The organism is Campylobacter volucris, assembly GCF_008011665.1.
In the GTDB taxonomy this organism is placed as follows: Bacteria; Campylobacterota; Campylobacteria; order Campylobacterales; family Campylobacteraceae; genus Campylobacter_D; species Campylobacter_D volucris_A.
Map to the genome: position 1 here is coordinate 196,694 of NZ_VOWJ01000031.1, position 18,360 is coordinate 215,053.

At 28.2% G+C, this 18,360-nt stretch carries 19 protein-coding genes; 5 read left to right on the plus strand and 14 right to left on the minus strand.

All coding sequences use genetic code 11. The features are described from left to right. Positions 1–86: 86 nt before the first annotated feature. From FPD38_RS07010 to FPD38_RS07070, 13 genes are read right to left on the minus strand one after another with little or no spacing between them, the layout of a single operon-like run. Positions 87–1,880 (minus strand): menaquinone biosynthesis decarboxylase, encoded by a 1,794-nt coding sequence (locus FPD38_RS07010; RefSeq protein ID WP_147556006.1) that lies wholly within the window; start codon positions 1,878–1,880, stop codon positions 87–89. Continuing rightward, the gene (gene hemC, locus FPD38_RS07015) at positions 1,881–2,807 is read right to left on the minus strand and encodes a hydroxymethylbilane synthase (protein ID WP_147556007.1); all 927 of its coding nucleotides are present in this window, start codon (positions 2,805–2,807) and stop codon (positions 1,881–1,883) included. Continuing rightward, a complete protein-coding gene (locus tag FPD38_RS07020) occupies positions 2,804–3,193 on the minus strand; it encodes an FxsA family protein (RefSeq protein ID WP_187153115.1) in 390 nt (129 codons plus the stop codon). Before FPD38_RS07020 ends, hemC begins: the two co-directional genes overlap by 4 nt. Further along, positions 3,193–4,890, minus strand: coding sequence for a proline--tRNA ligase (locus tag FPD38_RS07025; RefSeq protein WP_147556009.1), 1,698 nt, complete (start codon positions 4,888–4,890; stop codon positions 3,193–3,195). The genes FPD38_RS07020 and FPD38_RS07025 overlap by 1 nt, the downstream gene beginning before the upstream one ends. Beyond that, positions 4,880–6,184, minus strand: a complete 1,305-nt coding sequence (gene hemA, locus FPD38_RS07030) for a glutamyl-tRNA reductase (protein WP_187153116.1) — start codon at positions 6,182–6,184, stop codon at positions 4,880–4,882. Before hemA ends, FPD38_RS07025 begins: the two co-directional genes overlap by 11 nt. Beyond that, a complete protein-coding gene (locus tag FPD38_RS07035; protein WP_147556011.1) occupies positions 6,184–7,077 on the minus strand; it encodes a polyprenyl synthetase family protein in 894 nt (297 codons plus the stop codon). Before FPD38_RS07035 ends, hemA begins: the two co-directional genes overlap by 1 nt. 50 nt (positions 7,078–7,127) lie before the next feature. Then, complete coding sequence (locus tag FPD38_RS07040) at positions 7,128–7,532, minus strand: exporting protein (RefSeq protein WP_315969957.1); 405 nt, start codon at positions 7,530–7,532, stop codon at positions 7,128–7,130. 30 nt (positions 7,533–7,562) lie between these two features. Then, entirely contained in the window at positions 7,563–7,826 is a 264-nt protein-coding gene (locus tag FPD38_RS07045; RefSeq protein WP_147556013.1) for a DUF2018 family protein, read from the minus strand. A gap of 2 nt (positions 7,827–7,828) precedes the next feature. Then, positions 7,829–8,455: an HAD family hydrolase gene (locus tag FPD38_RS07050; RefSeq protein ID WP_147556014.1), complete on the minus strand. Its 627-nt coding sequence runs from the start codon at positions 8,453–8,455 to the stop codon at positions 7,829–7,831. Continuing rightward, positions 8,452–8,784, minus strand: a complete 333-nt coding sequence (locus FPD38_RS07055; RefSeq protein ID WP_147556015.1) for a hypothetical protein — start codon at positions 8,782–8,784, stop codon at positions 8,452–8,454. Before FPD38_RS07055 ends, FPD38_RS07050 begins: the two co-directional genes overlap by 4 nt. After that, the gene (locus FPD38_RS07060; RefSeq protein ID WP_147556016.1) at positions 8,781–10,406 is read right to left on the minus strand and encodes a cation:proton antiporter domain-containing protein; all 1,626 of its coding nucleotides are present in this window, start codon (positions 10,404–10,406) and stop codon (positions 8,781–8,783) included. The genes FPD38_RS07055 and FPD38_RS07060 overlap by 4 nt, the downstream gene beginning before the upstream one ends. A 24-nt stretch (positions 10,407–10,430) precedes the next feature. Further along, on the minus strand, positions 10,431–10,805 hold the full coding sequence (locus FPD38_RS07065; RefSeq protein ID WP_147556017.1) for a heat shock protein transcriptional repressor HspR: 375 nt from the start codon (positions 10,803–10,805) through the stop codon (positions 10,431–10,433). Positions 10,806–10,814: 9 nt separating this feature from the next. After that, complete coding sequence (locus tag FPD38_RS07070) at positions 10,815–11,687, minus strand: DnaJ C-terminal domain-containing protein (protein ID WP_147556018.1); 873 nt, start codon at positions 11,685–11,687, stop codon at positions 10,815–10,817. Positions 11,688–11,850: 163 nt separating this feature from the next. Between FPD38_RS07070 and FPD38_RS07075 the strand changes: the two genes are divergently transcribed. The 5 genes from FPD38_RS07075 to tpx are packed head-to-tail and all read left to right on the plus strand — an operon-like array spanning position 11,851 to position 17,814. Continuing rightward, entirely contained in the window at positions 11,851–13,266 is a 1,416-nt protein-coding gene (locus FPD38_RS07075) for a DegQ family serine endoprotease (RefSeq protein ID WP_147556019.1), read from the plus strand. A 17-nt stretch (positions 13,267–13,283) separates the two neighbouring features. Next, complete coding sequence (locus FPD38_RS07080; RefSeq protein WP_147556020.1) at positions 13,284–13,958, plus strand: response regulator transcription factor; 675 nt, start codon at positions 13,284–13,286, stop codon at positions 13,956–13,958. Further along, positions 13,955–15,196, plus strand: a complete 1,242-nt coding sequence (locus FPD38_RS07085; protein WP_147556021.1) for an ArsS family sensor histidine kinase — start codon at positions 13,955–13,957, stop codon at positions 15,194–15,196. Before FPD38_RS07080 ends, FPD38_RS07085 begins: the two co-directional genes overlap by 4 nt. A gap of 7 nt (positions 15,197–15,203) precedes the next feature. Next, a complete protein-coding gene (locus tag FPD38_RS07090; RefSeq protein ID WP_147556022.1) occupies positions 15,204–17,234 on the plus strand; it encodes an ATP-dependent helicase in 2,031 nt (676 codons plus the stop codon). Positions 17,235–17,289: 55 nt separating this feature from the next. Beyond that, positions 17,290–17,814: a thiol peroxidase gene (gene tpx, locus FPD38_RS07095; RefSeq protein ID WP_147556023.1), complete on the plus strand. Its 525-nt coding sequence runs from the start codon at positions 17,290–17,292 to the stop codon at positions 17,812–17,814. A gap of 20 nt (positions 17,815–17,834) precedes the next feature. On the opposite strand, the gene msrA is transcribed toward tpx, so the two are convergent. Further along, complete coding sequence (msrA, locus tag FPD38_RS07100) at positions 17,835–18,359, minus strand: peptide-methionine (S)-S-oxide reductase MsrA (RefSeq protein WP_147556024.1); 525 nt, start codon at positions 18,357–18,359, stop codon at positions 17,835–17,837. Between the last annotated feature and the right edge of the window lies 1 nt (position 18,360).

Consider the following 18,360-nt stretch of genomic DNA (forward strand, 5'->3'; position numbering starts at 1 on the left):
TAGAGCTAAAATCGACTAAAGTATAAAAAACTTAATATTTCAATGTAAAAACTTATAAGCAAAAAGTGTTCTTAAAAAAATCAAAATCAAAAAATTTCAAATTTTTTAAAGAGTTTATCATCATTTTCTAGTAATTTTTTAGAGATTAGTTTGTCTATGATTTCTTTGGAGCAATTTGTCATCAAAGGCCATTCTTTGTGATAATCTTCAAGTTTTCCTTTAGCAGTAGCATCGATACCAACACAATCTTTTTTTACAAAAATATCTCTTTGTGCATCGATATTATTTACTACACGCCAAAGAAGCATATAAGGGTTAGCTAAATTTGCATCGATATCAAGAAAAACTAAAATTCTAAAATGCTTTTTATGAATTTGTAATTTTTCAAAGATATGTGAAATTTTTTCTTTTTTATGTATAGCTATTACGCAGATTGGAGCGTAGGTGTCTAAGTAGTATTGTTTTAAATTTACAATGGTTTTTTCTGTATTTTTAAAAAGATCAAGTAAATTTTCATCTGAAATTTTTTCAATATTTTTTACTTTTATATCTGTGCAAGCATCAAGCCCTGCTTTACCACCAAAACAGTATGTGCTTGAAGCATGATCGAGTTGATCGCAAATTCCTTCACTAATTAGCAAATTAGACTCATCAAAACGATTTAATATATAAGGGATTAAATTTTCATAATCTTTTAAATCAGGAGCATCTTCGCCTACAAAAATCGCATGTTTGACAAAGCTCATTTGCCCTACTCCCCAAAAAGTATGCATGAGTTGTTTTGCATGGGCTGGGTATTTGGCTTCTACCTTTGCTAAGATAAGATTGTGAAATACTCCATTTTCAGGCATATTATAATCAATCAAATCAGGAGCACTAGTTTGCAATAATGGTAAAAATACTCTTTCAGTTCCAAGTCCCATGTATTTATCTTCTAAAGGAGGTTTTCCAACTACTGTGGCTTGATAAATGGCATTTTTCTTTGCAAAAATCTTTTCTATTTTTAAAGCTGGACAAGATTCTATAGGTGTATAAAAACCTGTATGATCTCCAAAAGGACCTTCTGGTAAAAATTCATTTGGATCAACAAAACCTTCTATGACAAAATCACTATCATAAGGCACATATAAATCATTGCTTTTGCATTTTGATAAAATAGCGGGCTTTTTTTTGATGAAACCATAAAGTAAAAGTTCAAAAATACCTTTAGGTAAAGGAGCCTGAGCGCACCATATATATAAAGGATCTCCTCCTATGGCTATGCTTACTGACATTTTTTGATTGTTTTTTTTGTATTCATGGAAGAAATGACTAGCATCTTTGTGAATTTGCCAATGCATTAGCAAGGTTTTTTCATCTATTACTTGCAAACGATACATACCAAGATTATTTTGTTTTCCATCAATGCTTTGAGTATAAACTTGCCCCATGGTTATGAAAGGAGCTGCATCTTTTTCCCATGTCTTCAAAATAGGAATATCATATAAAGAATTTAAACTTTTATAGGTAAATTCTCCATCTTTTTTAATTCTTTTTGGTGGTATGTTTTTAAGTCCTATTAAGGTTTTAAAAAAATCAAGCTTAGCGCCAAAACTTTGCGGAATATGCATTTTTAATAAAGAAGAAATTTCTTTAGCTACTTCTTTATAAGGTCTTGTAAAGGCTAAATTTAGAGCTTTTTCATTGCAAAAAGTGTTTAAAAGCACAGGATAATCGTATTTTTTACCATTTTTTACCGCATTAGTAAAAAGCAAAGCTTTAGAGTCTTCTTTTTTTGCTTCTATATAAGCTAGATGTGCCATTTCAAGTTCTACATCTACTGGCTCATCAATGATTTTTAATAAATTATTTTCTTTTAAAATATTGATAAATTTTTGCATTTATATCATACTTTCTGCTTCTTTTAAAATTTCTTTTGCACCTTTAGCAATCATCTCTTTTGCCAAAAGTTCTCCTGCATTTAAATAGTCTTGTTTTTTGATAAGTTTTTTTTCTTTGAGAATTTTACTTGCATCAGGTAAGCCTACTATGGCTTGAATTTGTATATCATCGCCACTAAGTTTAGCGTTAATACCTATTGGAACTTGGCATCCACCTTCTAAAGTTTTTATAAAATCTCTTTCAATGTGTGTTTCTATAAAAGCATTTTCATCATTTAAGCATTTTAATAAACTTAAAATTTGCTCATCATCGATGCTTTCTATACCTAAAGCTCCTTGTGAAGCAGCTGGTATCATCTCATCAAGTTCAAATTTTTTCACAAATTTGATTTGTTTTTCCAAACCCAAACGCTTAATACCTGCAAATGCTAAAATAATAGCATCAAATTCTTTTGCTCTTAATTTTTCAAGACGAGAATTGATATTACCTCTTAAAGAAATGATGCTTAAATCAGGTCTTAAAACTAAAAGCTGCATTCTTCTTCTAAGGCTTGTTGTGCCTACTTTAGCTCCTTTGGGAAGATCTTGTAAGTGAGTGTAATATTGGCTTAAAAATGCATCATTAACTTCTTCTCTTTTTGAAATAGCAGCTAAAACCAAACCTTGTGGAAAAAAACTAGGAACATCTTTTAAACTATGTACAGCTAAATGTGCTTCTTTTCTTAGCATGCTTTCTTCCAGTTCTTTAGTAAAAAGTCCTTTTCCCCCTATCTTAGCCAAAGGAGAATCAAGTAAAACATCTCCTTTAGTTTTAAAGCCTTCTAAAACGATCTCTAAATGAGGATGAGCTTTTAATAAGCATTTTTTTATATATTCACTTTGCCATAAAGCAAGTTGGCTTTTTCTTGTAGCTATAGTTAGTTTCATTTTTTATTATCTCCAATTATTTCTACATCTATGATTTCATCTTCGTTACTTTTTGAATATGATGTTTTTTCTTTTTGATTGGCAAATAATTTTAAAATTATGATAAAAAATAAAAGTAAAACACCTAAAAAAGTACTTAAAATTCCTGGTATTAAAAGTAAAATTCCAACAATAGTTAGAGAGAAAAGCTTTATCATACCAAAAAAATTAGTATTTGTATTTTGCATAGTGATGAGATTGGTCCAAGTTTTAGCTAAAAAAATAGCTCCCAAAAACATACTAGCAAAAACTATCATAAAAAAATTCAAAAAACCAAAACAAGCTATAAATATAACACTTGCAATTAATTCTAAAATCAAAAATACATTTATATTTGCTTTTAACATCATAAAATTTTCTCTAAATATGAAATTACTTCATTAGTTTTTAAAATTTGTTTTTCTAAATTTGCTCTATTGATGATTTCAACTTCATCTTTTTCCAAACCTTTTCCAATGATCAAAGCATATGGAAAGCCCATAAGCTCAAAGTCGTTAATTTTTACTCCAAAGCGTTCATTTCTATCATCAAGCAAAATTTCTTTGTCTTTAAAATGCTGATAAATTTTATCTGCAAATTCGTTTGCTTTTTCATCTTTTATATTAGAAATAATAATATCAAGTACAAAAGGCGCTAAAGCCTTATTCCAAATGCAACCTTTTTCATCATGACTTGCTTCAATTGCAACAGCAACCAAGCGACTAACACCCATACCATAACAACCCATGGTTAAAAATTGCGCTTTTCCATTTTCATCTAAATAACTTGCGTTCATAGCTTGAGAATATTTTTTACCAAGTTTAAAAATATGACCTACTTCTATACCTTTGCTTTGCTTGAGTCTATGCTGACATTTTGGACAAAGATCACCTTCTTTAACCGCGCATAAATCTTTAAAGCGTTCTTTGTTTAAATTGACTACATTGATTCCTACTAGATGGTAATCTTTTTTATTAGCACCAATAATCATGTCCGTTTCATTTTCTAATTCTTTATCAAGATAAAAATCAACACCTTGTAAATTTACAAAGCCTATAAAGCCAGATACTAAATTTGCTTTTTGCAAATCATCTTCATTTGCATCAACTAATTCCAAAGCATTAGCTGCATTTAAGGCTTTGGTTTCTTGTAATTCATCATCACCTCTTATGAAAAAAACGACAATTTTTTCTTCATTTTCATAAATAGCTTTTTTTACCACTGCTTTAATGGTATAGTAAGGATTAATTTTGAAAAAATTTGCTAAATCTTCTATGGTTTTGACATTTGGAGTATGAAATTGCGTAGCAAAATCTGCTTGCGGTCTTTCATCTTTACAAGTTCTTTTAGTTCTTTTTGCTGCTTCTATGTTAGCTGCATAATCACAATGTTCGCATAATAAAATATCATCTTCGCCGTTTTTAGCTAATACCATAAATTCTTTAGAGCCACTTCCCCCAATAGCCCCACTATCTGCTTCAACTGCTCTAAAATCAAGTCCTAATCTTGTTAAAATCTTACTATAAGTTTTATACATTAGGTTAAATTCTCTATCTAAGTCCTCATCATTTGCATGAAAACTATAGCCATCTTTCATCAAAAATTCTCTACATCTTAAAAGTCCAAATCTTGGCCTAGCTTCATCTCTAAATTTAAGTCCTATTTGGTATAAATGCAAAGGAAGCTGCTTATAAGATGTGATTTTATTTCTAATTAAAGCTACCATAGCTTCTTCGTGCGTTGGTCCTAAGACAAAATCATTTTCTTTTCTATCTTTAAATCTTAAAAGCTCTTTACCAAAGACATTAAATCTTCCACTTTCTTTCCAAAGACTAGCTGGAGTATTAAAGCTTAAATTTACTTCTAAAGCCCCTGCTTGATCCATCTCTTCTTTAATGATGTCTTTGATTTTATCTAGCACTTTTTTTCCTAGTGGTAAAAAATTATACAAACCACTACCAATTTGTTCTACAAAAGAACCTCTAACTAAGAAAATATGACTTGGCAAACTTGCATCTTTTGGGTTTTCCTTTGAGCTAACAGCATAAAATTTACTAAATTTCATCGTGATTCTCCAAACTAAATTCGCATTTATAAGAATTTAAACCTTCTAAGTCTTCATTTTTTAAATCAAACACATAACGCATAGAATTAATCACTACATCATTTTGCATAGTTCCACTTAATTTTTTTAAATTCACGCTAGGGTTATGTAAAAATGCGTTTAAAACTTGATTGATAAGCTTTTTTGCTTCTTCATGATTTGAATTTTTTAAATAGCCTTTTTTGATAGCTTTTTGTAATTGTATTTGTGCTATTTCATTAGCTTGTAAGCGTAGTTGTTTGATTAAAGGTAAGGTTGCAAGCTTACTTAAGTGTTTAAAAAATTCATTCGTCATATTTCCAACTATAGAATAAGCAATTTGAGCTTGATGTTCTCTAAGGATTAAATTTTTTCTTACCACTTCTTCAAGATCATCTACTGCATAAATTATGGTTTTATCGTTAGATTTAACATCTATATCCCTTGGAACAGCTATATCAAAAAAATACCTTGTATATTCTCTTTCTTCTAACAATTCATCAATAATAATAGCATGCGGAGCATTTGTAGCTGAAAAAAATACTTCATATGAATTTAATACTTCTTTTAAATTAGCTATACTTTCAAATTTAGTATTTTCTCCTAATTCTTCGCAAAGTTTTTTTACTTTTTCCAAATCCCTATTTAAAATCAATACTTTAGCTTTAGCATTTAGCAAATGCTTACAGGCTAGCTCACTCATCTCACCAGCGCCAATTACAACAGCGGTTTTACCTTCTAAATTGATTAATTCTTTTGCTTTAGAAACAGCTACTGAAGCTACTGAAATAGGATTTTTTGAAATTTCTGTTTGATTTCTTACATTTGCTGCACACTTAAAAGCATAATGGATAGCTCTAGTGATATTTACGCCACATCTTTGCTCTTGTAAGCTAAATTTATAAGCATCTTTTAATTGTCCTGCAATTTGAGTTTCTCCTATAACCAAACTATCTAAGGAGCTAGCTACAGAAAAAAGATGATGGATAGCTCCGCTATCTTCATAAAAATCAGCTTTTGAGCTTAAATTATCCTTATTAACATTACACAATAAACAAAGTGCGTTTAAAATATACTCATTAATACCTTCGCTATCTCCTAAAAAAAGAAAAATTTCCACTCTATTACAGGTGCTTAAAACCAAACTTTCTAAAATTTTATTATTAGAGTGAATTAGTCTTAAAAATTCTCTTTTTTTATCTTCATTTGAAAAAGAAAGCTTTTCTCTTGTTGAAATATCGGTATTTTTGTGTGTAAAACTTATACAATAATACATCAAAAATCCCTTTCGATCATACTAGTGATAATTTCTTCTAAATCTTTCATTTTATATTTTTCTATAGCTTTTAAGGCGTTGTTTGCATAGTTTTTTAATTCTATATTGACTAAATTTAGAATTTGATATTCTTGCATTTTATGTTTAATCCAAGAAATTTCTTGCTCGTTTAATTCTTTTTTATAATAAGACTTTAATATTTCTTTTTCATCATTGTTTAACTTTTCATATAAATACATATAAGCAAGAGTGGTTTTACCTTCTTTAAAATCACTCATAGTAGGTTTTCCTAGAGTTTTTTCATCCCCAGTGATATCTAATACATCATCAACAATTTGAAAAGCCAATCCTAAATTTTTTCCATATTGAGCAAAATCATCTTCGTTTAAATTTGCTAAAATCGCACCACATCTTGCACTAGCTTCGATTAAAACTGCTGTTTTGTTATAAATCATTTGCAAATAAGCTTGCTGATTGGTATTAAAATTTTGTGATAAATTTACATCCATTAGCTCACCAATGGAAAGTTTAACTACTGCATTAGAAATAATTTGTGCTAATTTAGAATCAATCAAGGAAAGCTCATAAAATGCTTTAGAATACAAAATATCTCCAAGCATAATGGCATTTTTTGCTCCAAATTGAGCATTAATCGATTTTACTCCTCTTCTTAAATTTGCTTCATCAATAACATCATCATGCAATAAACTAGCATTATGGATTAATTCAATAATGGCGCAAATTTTATAGCTTATTTGGTTTTCTCCAGATATTTTTAAAAGAAGTTTTGATCTAAGTTTTTTCCCACCTTTTAGTCCGCTAGTCATATCCATAATAGGCTTATAAGACAATTCGGACAAAAAATTATGCATATAAAGATCTATTTCTTGCACTATGCTTTCCTTATTTTATTTGCTGTATTTTATTAAATTATGCTTTATTTTTAGTTAAGTGGAGGTTTTCTTGGATCTAAAAATTTAACCTCTAGTTTTTTATCTTTATCTTCTATATAAACAGTAAAAACAGCTTCGTTTTTTTTATAACTTGTAAATTCTAAAATCAATCTTGCCCTATCAATATGTGGATTGGCATAATCAGGAACTAAGGTTTGATCTACCCAATTTAAATTTCTTCTTAAAGACATCACAAATTGTCTAGGGTATTTTTTGTATTTTGAATGTACTATGATATTGGTTAAATCAAATAAAGTCCAAGAAAATTCAAAAATATATTCTTCATCAGGATAATCAATTTCTTTAATCCAAACCCCAGCTTTTTCATCTTTTTTTAAAGTGAATTTATAAGTATAATCAAAAAAAACTTCTGCCTTTAAAAAACAAAAAATCATACATAAAATAAAAAATATACGCAAAATTTTTTAACCTTCATGCCCTAAAATTTGAGCACTAATACCTATATAAAAATCATTTTTTCTCTCATCTATTAAGAGTGAATTTTCCATTTGAAAAGAAGCAACATCACTTTCATTGAGATTATTTTTTTCTAAAAGCTCAATCATTGCTATATGATCTGCTAATAATTGATCTAAAACCTTTTCTAATGCTCCTGTGTTAGCATATTTAATGGTTTCTATAAATTTTTCTTTCGGAGTTTTTGCAAACATCTCATCAAAAATATCCATTTTTAACCTTTCATTAAGTGTTTGATTTTGGCAATTAATGATTTTTCATCATTTACTTCATCTTCTTGTGAAATTTTTTGTTGCCAAGAAATATGAATATAATCTACATTAGCATTTTTAGCACACAATCTATCTTTTAAACTATCTCCTATAAAAACACTTTTTTTATATTTTGCTTCATCTATGATTAATTTTAACATCATAGGATCAGGTTTGGCTTCTATACCAAAACTAACACCTAAGATTTTATCAAAATATGAAAGGATATTGTGTTTTTTTAAAATAGGAACTAAACTTTCTTGCGGTGCATTGGTAGCTATAGCCAAATAACAATCATTTTTTTTACAAAAATCAAGCACTTTAAGCACCCCATCAAAAAGCACTACACTTTTATCATAATGTTTTAAAAAATATTTTTCATAACCTTCTTTAAAGCTCGTATGAGAATAATTATCCAATCCATACAATATCTTTGCATAATTTTGATTGGGAGTGTTAATGGTTTGAAGTATAAATTCTCTATCTAATGGATTTAAATTTAAATCTGATCTGATTTCATTTACAGCACATACTATAGCATTAGCACTATCGATCAAAGTTCCATCCATATCAAAAATCACATTTATCATATTTCATCCTTAAAATTATTTTTATGTTTGTCTTTTTTATAGCTTTGTTTATTTTTTAACTTATACAAAGCATTAGCTTTATTTAATAAATCCTTTCTGTCAAAATTATAATTTAAGCAATCATTTGCAAATCTTTCTAAAGCCTTAGCATAAGTAGAATCTAAAAACACCGCTTCAATCTTGACAAAAACTTTGGAATTTTTTTCCATTCTTTCTCTGAATAATGATTCTTGAAAATCTTCTCTTTTAAGAACACTGATGGCTGAATTGGAAAATTTCTCCAAAGCTCTAACATATTTTACTCTTAAAGTTTTTTCTTCATTTTTCATTCAGCTATACTTGTATTGATTCTACATTGCAATGCTTCTTGAACTAAATTTCTAGCCAATGAAGCTTCTTGATTAATGATGTGTAAATTTTTATCAGTATGAGGAAACACTATGCCAGACCCACTACCACTAGTTTTTAAAACAGTTTGTATAGGCTTTTCTAAATTAGAAAGTACTTGATAAAGCATATCAAGTTTTGCTTCATTATTTATAGTGATAATTACAACTGAGCATTCTTCTATATTTGCAATTTTTAGTGTTTGTATTTGAGCAACATTGGCAAAAAATACATTTTCATTTCTACTACGCCCAAGCTCAACTAAATTTAAATCACTTTCTAAAACCAAATAAGGAATTCCTGTTTTTTTAACTCTTTGTACTACTTCTTGTCCTAATCTTGCATAACCAAAAATGATAAAATGATTTTTCATTTTTGTATCACATAGATAAAAATTTGCCATTTCATCTTGTTCACCTTCTGCAACATTAGCTATTTTTCTGATATTATTTAAAATAAAAGGTGTTGCAATCATAGTGATAATAGAAACTATAATAAAAATTTGAGCCGTTTTTTCATCTAGTAAAGATTTTACCTGCATAAGTGAAAATACTGCTAGAGCAAATTCTCCTATTTGACATATACTTAACGCTGTTTTTAAAGCCACTCTTTTTCTAGTGTAAAGATTTAGCAAGCCATAAATGACTAAAAATTTAACAAGCAATACTAAACTCACAAAAGAACAAATCAAAAACCAATTTTCAAAAACCATATGAAAATCAATTTGCAAACCAACACTTACAAAGAAAAAACCTAAAAGTAAATCTCTAAAAGGAACTAGATCTGCTTCTATTTTATGTTTATATTTAGTTTCTGCTATTAAAGCTCCTGCTATAAAAGCTCCAAGAGAATAAGAAAAACCAAAAGAATGGGCTAAAAAACTTGCACCAATTACAGTGAAAAGTATTGTTGCTATAAAAATTTCATTAGCATTGGTTTTTATAATAAATTTTAAAATATAAGTAAAAAGATATTTACCTATAAAATATAACAAAACAAGAAGAATAATTGCACTAATTAAAGTTGTAAGTAATAATTTTGAAACATCTGCACCTTGAGAACTAAAAATATCTATCATTAAAAGCAAAGGAATCACTGCTATATCTTGAAATAAAAGTATACCTAAAGCTTTTCTTCCATATTCTTGATTAATATCCCCACTATCGTTTAATATTTTTAAAACAATAGCAGTAGAAGATAAAGCTAGAGCAAATCCTGCTATCATAGCTATATGGCTTGTTACTCCCAAAATATAAGTAGCTAATAAAGTACATACTAAACCACAAGTTAGCATCTGCAAACTTCCATTTAAAAACACTTCTTTTTTCATAGCTAAAAGATGTTTAAATGAAAACTCAAGTCCTATGGTAAACATCAAAAAAACTATACCAAATTCAGCCACATGAATGATAATTTCATTGGTACTAAAACCATAAAATTCACGCACAAATAAACCAGTAGCTATATATCCTATGATAGTAGGAATGCCAAATTTTTTAAGAATGACATTTAAAACAACAGCTACAGCTACAGCAGTTAAAAATAAAGTTAAAAATTCTTCCACTTACAACTCTTTAATAAATTTAAATTATTTAATTTTTTCAAAAAAAATTAAATCAAAATTACTCCTATGTTTTACCACTGCTCTTGATTTTGAAGGATTATTTTTTTTATCAAGTTCTAGTCTTAATTCTTCTATAATATTTTCAAATTCATCCATTTTTGTTTTTAATTTTAAAATCACATCAACTCCAGCTAAATTTACACCAAGATCCCTAGTAAGACGCAAAATCATTTTAATCCTATCGATATCTTTTTGGGAATATAACCTCATTTTTCCATCTGTTCTATTTGGTTCAACCAAACCTTCTCTTTCATATTGTCTTAGAGTTTGCGGATGTATGTTTAAAACTTTAGCTACAACACTGATTAAATAAACTGGTTCATCATAACTATGTTGCATATTTATTCCTTATGATAATTTTTCTTCTAAAATTTTTAAAAATTCAGTATCTAAAGTGCTAATATCTGGTAATTTAACATTTAATATTAAATACATATCCCCGTAAATATCTGTTTTTCTATTTTGCACTCCATAACCTTTAAGCCTAATTTTTTGATTATTTTTAGAATTTGGTGGTATAGTAATTTTTACTTCTTTTCTTGGAGTTTGTATATTTATTTTTCCACCAAAAAGAGCAGTTTTTAAACTAATTTCTATATTTTTATATAAATCATCTTCTTCTCTTTCATATTCATGACTTTTTTCAAGTTCAACTTTTAAAATCAAATCCCCTCTTTGCCCATTTAACATTTTTCCTTTATTGCGTATGCGTAATTTTTCTCCATCTTTAATACCATGTGGAATTTTGATTTTTACCTGCTCTTTGTTAATCATTACAGAATGTTCTCCACCTAAAATTCCTTTTTCAAAAGGAATTTTTATACTAGCTTGCAAATCTAAATCTTCTTCAAATCCGCCAAAGCCACCAAATCCACCGCCAAAATGATTGTTAGAGCTAAAACCTCCGCCAAAGCCACCAAATCCACCGCCAAAAATATTTTTTAAAATATCATTAATATCTGCTCCGCCAGCACTTCTTGAAAAATCCTGAAAACTTTGACCTCCAAACATAGAATCACCATATCTATCATATTGTGCTTTCTTTTTTTCATCACTTAGTATTTCATAAGCAGCATTAATTTCTTTAAATTTTTCTTCTGCTCCTGGTTCTTTATTGATATCAGGATGGTATTGTCTAGCTAAGCGTCTATATGCTTTTTTTATATCATCTGTACTTGCATTTTTTGAAACGCCTAAAGTATCATATAAACTACTACTCATTTATAATTTCCTCTTCTAAAATTTATAAGAAAAAATTATATCAAAAACTTTAGTCTAAGTCAATCAACTTTTATAAGTTTTAAAACTAAAGGTTTTGTTTACAATTATGTAAAAATAAAATTTTATACTTTTGAAAAAATGATTTTTATAATAAAGGAAAAAGATGAAGAAGACTACAATCCTTTCTTTGATTGTTTCAACAAGTTTATTTAGTGCTAATATTAGCTTCAAACAAGCAGAAGAAAATTTACAAAGAACACTACCAAGTAATAACTCAAATGCAATACTTTCTTATCATGATTCTATTCAAAAGGTTAAAAATTCTGTTGTAAATATCTCTACAAGTAAAACAATGCAAACTAATATGACAAATATAGATGATTTTTTCAATGATCCATATTTTAAACAATTTTTTGGATTTGATTTTCCAAAAATTCCAAAAAGTAAAAAAAATAAAGAAGTGGTCAGCTCACTTGGATCGGGTGTAATTATATCAAGTGATGGCTATATCATCACTAATAATCATGTGATTGAAGATGCTGAAAAAATTACAGTAAATTTGCCAGATTCTAGCACAGAATATAAAGCAAAATTAATAGGCGCTGATCCAAAAACAGATTTAGCAGTGATTAAAATAGAAGCTAAAAATCTTCCAGTGGTTACTTTTGCAAATTCAGATCAATTATTAGAAGGCGATATTGTGTTTGCTCTAGGTAATCCTTTTGGCGTTGGAAGTAGTGTTACAAGTGGTATCATATCGGCTTTAAATAAAAACAATATAGGTTTAAATCAATATGAAAACTTCATTCAAACAGATGCTTCAATAAATCCTGGAAATTCAGGTGGAGCTTTAGTAGATAGTAGAGGATCTTTAGTTGGTATAAATTCAGCAATTCTTTCAAGAAGTGGTGGAAATAATGGAATAGGTTTTGCAATACCATCAAATATGGCTAAAACTATAGCTCAAAAATTAATTGAAAATGGCAAAATAGAAAGAGGCTATCTGGGAGTAGTAATAGGAGCTTTAACTCAAGATCTTAAAAAAGCTTACACAAACAAAGAAGGAGCTTTAGTCACTGATGTGCAAAAAGATTCAGCAGCTTTTAATGCTGGATTAAAAAGAGGAGATTTGATTATAAAAGTTGATAATACTACTATCAAAAGTCCCATGGATTTAAAAAATTATATAGGAAGTATTGATCCTAAGCAACAAATACAACTTAGTTATGAAAGAGATAATGAAATTAAAACGATAAAATTTATGCTAAAAACGGATGAAAAATCTCTACAATATGAAAAAGGCTATATTGATGGTTTAAAACTAGTTGAACTTGATTCTAAAAATAGACAAGAGTATCGTATTCCTGAAAATATTAGTGGAATTTTAATCACCGAAGTTGCTCCTAAATCAAAAGCAGAACAAGCTGGATTTGAATCAGGCGATATAATCGTCGGCATTAATCAGTATGAAATTTCTAATTTTAAAGAATTATCAAAAGCACTCAATTTAAATAAAGACAAAGAATATGTTAAAATTTGGATTAATAGAGGCGGATATATTAGAGCTTTATTATTTTAAATTTTTAAGGAGAAAAAATGACTAATATTTTAATGATAGAAGATGATTTAGAGCTAGCTGAAATTATCGCAGAATATTTAGAACAATTTGATATGAAAGTAGATATTGCTCATGAGCCTTATATAGGACTTTCAAGACTTGCTTTAAATCCTTATGATTTAATCATTTTAGACTTGAGCTTACCAGGACTTGATGGACTTGAAGTTTGCGAAGAAATTCGTAAAAAATACGATACGCCTATTATTATTTCTAGTGCTAGACATGATATTAGCGATAAAGTTGCAGCACTTGACTTAGGAGCTGATGATTATTTGCCAAAACCTTACAATCCTCAAGAATTACAAGCAAGAATTAAAAGTCATTTAAGAAGAATTTCAAATACTAAAACCGTTCAAGCTCAAGTAAAAAAAGATTTAGTTTATGATAAATTTAAACACACCATAACCATGAAGGATCAAGAAATTAACTTTACTAATGCTGAATTTGATATTTTAAGCTACTTAATCAAAAAAGAAGGTGGTGTAGTAAGTAGAGAAGAGCTTGTGTATAATTGTAGCTCTATCAGTGAAGACTCTAGCAATAAAAGCATAGATGTAATCATAAGCAGAATCAGACAAAAAATCGGTGATGATCCCAAAACTCCAAAATATATCCACTCTATTAGAGGCATAGGATATAAACTAACTCAATGAATAAATCATCAATTTTTTATACCATAACTTTTGTTTTTATTTTAGCAAGCGCAAGTGTAGTTTTAGCATTTTTATGGCTTATTAAATATGATCAGCAAAATTACACTAATGAGCTTAATGCTAAATATTCTTTTGTAGCTAATACAAGATTGTTGTATTTTAACAATATGATTAGCGAAAAAGAATTTCAAGAGCAAACCAAAAACTATAAAATAGTAGAAATAGTCAATCCAAAATTTATCAAAAATGTCATCTATAAAGCTGAAACCATAGCTAGAGCACAAACTAGCACAGCTATAGTAGAAATCATTACCCTAGAAGATAATGTATATTTAAAGATTATTTATGATGGAAAACTTTTTTTATATAAAGACTTAGACTATCAAGGTTATAGATATTTTGTAATTAAATTAATTGCTGTGATAGTTGTGATGGTTTTGATAGTTTTATATCTTTTTATCATAAGAAAATTAAAACCTTTAAGAGCTTTAAAAAGACAAATTGATAAATTTGGAGAAAATAAACTAGATGAAATTCAAAATGTCAGCAAAGGAGAAGATGAAATTTCCCAAGTTGCAACCGCCTTTTATGAGTCTATTTTAAGAATTCAAAAACTTAACACCTCTAGGCAATTTTTCCTAAGAAATATCATGCATGAGTTAAAAACACCAATCACCAAAGGACTCATCACCCTTGAAATGATAGAAGATAGCAAATACAAAGAAAGATTAATAGGAGCTTTTAATCGTCTTGAAATACTTATAAACGAATTTGCAGCTATTGAACAAATCACTTCAGGAGCGCAATTTATAAATTTAAAAAAATACAATATTTTAGATTTATTAGATGAAGCTAAAGATATAGCTATGAATGATGATGATAAAATTAAAATTAGCATCAAAGAAAGCTTTAGTGTAAATGTTGATTTTAAATTATTTACTACTGCTATGAAGAATATGATAGATAATGCTATAAAATATTCTGATGAAAGTAAGGTAACCATAGAAATTACTAAAGAATATCTTTGTTTTAAAAATATAGGAAAAGCTTTAGATAAAGATTTAAAATATTACACTCAAGCTTTTACTCAAGGCAAAAAAAACAAAGATAGTTTTGGGCTTGGACTTTACATAGTTAAAACCATACTTGATTCTCATAAATTAACACTTTCTTATGAATACAAAGATCGATGTAATTATTTTTATTTTAAAAATTTAGAAAATATCATTGTAGCTTAGGAAAAATATGCCTTTATCTCGTTTAAATGAAGAACAATATAAAGCCGCTTGTGCTCTTTTTGGACACAATCTTATTATAGCTAGCGCAGGAACAGGCAAAACTTCAACTATAGTTGCAAGAATAGCCTATCTTTTACAAAATGGCACAAAACCAGAAAAAATCATGCTTTTAACCTTTACTAATAAAGCAAGTAAGGAAATGATACAAAGACTTGGAAGATACTTTGATAAAAAAATTACTTCAAAAATAACAGCAGGGACTTTTCACAGCACTGCTTATACACTTTTAAAAGAATTAAATCACAATATTATTTTAAAACAATCAAGCGAATTAAAAGTGCTTTTAAGATCTATCTTTGAAAAAAGAACTTTCCATCATTTAAGCGATATAAAACCTTATATGCCTAGCTATTTATATGATGTGTATTCTTTATTTCAAAATACCAATGCAAATTTAAATAATTTTTATGAATGGTTTTGTCAAAACTATAACGATCAAGCCGTTTATGCTGAAATTTATGAAGATATTTTAAAAGAATACGAAGAAGAAAAAAATAGATTTAATTATGTAGATTTTAATGATTTACTAATCAAGCTAAAGCAAACATTGAAAACACATCATTTTGATTTTGATGAAATTTTAGTTGATGAATATCAAGATACTAATACCTTGCAAGGTTCGTTAATAGATGCTTTTAAAAGTAAAAGTTTATTTTGTGTGGGTGATTATGATCAAAGTATTTATGCGTTTAATGGAGCAGACATCTCCATCATAGGAGGATTTAAAGATAGATTTTTAGATGCTAGAATTTTTACATTGAATAAAAACTATCGCTCTAGTAAAAACATTTTAGCTTTGGCTAATAAAGTCATTACAAATAACGAAAGATTGTATCCTAAAAAGCTAATAGTAACTAGAAATGGTGATTTTAAAGCACCAAGTTTATTAACTTTTAATGAGCTTTTTGATCAATATTCTACCATTGCTAAAATCATTTTACAAAGCGGAGTTGATTTAAATGAAATAGCAGTGATTTTTAGAAATAATTCTAGTGCCGATGGAATTGAAGTAGCACTTAGAGAACTTGGCATAGCAAGTAAAAGAAAAGGCAGTGGGAGTTTTTTTGAAAGCTTAGAGGTAAAAACTTTTTGCTCTATGTTAGCAATTGTTTTAAATCCAAAAGATATTATGGCTTTTATACATTTACTTGAATTTACTAAAGGCGTGGGTAGTGTTTTAGCCAAAGATATTTTTGATGGACTTTTAAAACTTGGAAATTCTAATCTTATAAAAGGTATTTTAAGTCCTGATACTAATGTAAATTTAAAAAAATACAAAAAACAAAGTTATCAACTTGGTCTTTTTGATGATATCGAAGAATTATCTTCTCCTTCAAGATTTAATTTAAAAAGCGAATTTAACACTCATCCTATTTTAAGCCTTCCAAAGATTAATGAAAATTGTGCTAAAACTTTAGAAAAGCTTTATCATTTTATAAAACAAGCAAATGAATGTAAAATCTCAACACAGCTTGTAAATTTAATTTTAGAAAATGATTATTTTAAAGAAATTTGTGATATTTTAGCCACCAAAAGAGCAACTAACAAAAATTCCAATGTAGATCTAAACAAAAAAAATGAAATTTTAGAAAAAATAAATGCAAAAATGATGGTTTTAAAAGAACTTTCAAAAAATTATAGCGATAATTATAAATACTATAACTTCCTAACACTTGGCGCAAGTGAGATGAGTAGTGGAAATGGAGTCAATCTTTTAAGCATACATGCTAGCAAGGGTCTTGAATTTGAACTTGTGTTTGTAATAGATCTTGCACAAGGTAGGTTTCCAAATCAAAAACTTATGAGCATGGGTGGTAGTTTAGAAGAAGAAAGAAGATTGTTTTATGTTGCAGTTACTAGAGCTAAGGATATTTTGTATTTAAGTTATGCAAAATATGACAAAATTAAAAAAAGCAATTATCAACCATCTTGTTTTTTGATAGAAGCAGGCATGTGTAAAGATGAAAATAAGACTTGATTAACCTTATTATATTATGATAAAATCAAATTTTACACTTAAAAAGGAGAAAAAAATGAGTAGTGTATTATTTAAAGGTAATGAGGTAAAATTAAAAGGTAATAATCTTGAAGTTGGCGATAAAGCGCCAAATATCACTTTAAAAGCTAAAGATCTTTCTGGGGTTGAAATCGCTCCTAAAGGAAAAACACAAATTATTATCAGTGTTCCAAGTTTAGATACTCCAGTTTGTGCAACTGAAGCTAGAGAATTTAACAAAAAAGCAGCATCAGGCGGTGCTGAAGTGATTGTTGTAAGTATGGATTTGCCTTTTGCTATGGGTCGTTTTTGCTCAACTGAAGGTATAGACAACTTAATAGTAGCAAGTGATTTTGTTTCTAAAGAATTTGGTGAAAAATATGGCGTTTTAATGGCCGATGGCCCACTTGAAGGAATTTTAGCAAGAGCTGTATTTGTCGTAAAAGATGGAGTTGTTATCTATAAAGAATTAGTAAAAGAAGTAACTGAACTTCCAAACATGCAAGCTTTAGAAGACTTTTTTAATCAAAGTTGTGGTTGCGGTGGTTGTGGCTGCCATTAATTAAATTTTCCAAAAGCTTTTTAGCTTTTGGAAAGCTCTTTATCGTATAAATTAATTTTTTGAACTTTTGGTGCTATGACAAATTGACAATAAGTTTGATTTGGATTTTTAGTAAAATATTTTTGATGATAATCTTCACCTTTATAGTATTTTTCTAATTTTAAAATTTGCGTAACAATAACTTTAGTGTAATTTTTTTGAGCATTTTGTAAAAATTGAGTAATAATTTTAAAATCTTCATCATCTTGATAAAAAATGGCTGATCTATATTGAATACCTTCATCAGCTCCTTGTTTATCTTTGCTTGTTGGATCATGGATATCAAAAAATATAGTTAAAATTTGCTTTAAAGAAATTTGATTTTTATCATAAATGATTTTTACTACTTCTATATTGTTATCACCATTACAAACGCTTTTATATGTAGGATTATCAGCTCCACCACTATATCCTACTTCAGTATCTATCACTCCTTTAATTCTTTCAAAAACAGCTTCAATACACCAAAAACATCCACCACCTAATATAATTTCTTTATAATTCACA